Origin of the sequence: Pseudomonas sp. 2822-17, assembly GCF_002742485.1 — a bacterium.
Lineage (GTDB): Bacteria > Pseudomonadota > Gammaproteobacteria > Pseudomonadales > Pseudomonadaceae > Aquipseudomonas > Aquipseudomonas cyclaminis.
In genome coordinates, this window is the sequence record NZ_LJRZ01000229.1 from 1 (window position 1) to 263 (window position 263).

Below are 263 nucleotides of genomic sequence, written 5' to 3' on the forward strand. Positions count from 1 at the left end.
ATAAGAAGTTAGGCGAATTCCGAGAAATGAAGGATACAATTGAGGAAATTAATAAAAAGATTGATAGATACAACGGTGAGATTGGGAGTAAGGCACAAGAGCAGGAGAACTTACGCCATCTAGAGACGACACTCAAAGATAAGAAACAGCTGCTACATGATTTGGGAGTTGAATTGGATGGTTTGCGAAATCAAGTGAATGAAAAGGAACGAAGAAAAGAGGGCCTTGATAAAGAGTTTACTAGAATGCTATCAGAAAAAGAT

Annotated in this window: 1 protein-coding gene; it reads left to right on the top strand. The window is 37.6% G+C overall.

The features are described from left to right. Window positions 1-26 precede the first annotated feature (26 nt). A partial coding sequence (locus AOA60_RS01710) for a hypothetical protein (RefSeq protein WP_143522352.1) occupies window positions 27-263 on the top strand: 237 nt, incomplete at its 3' end.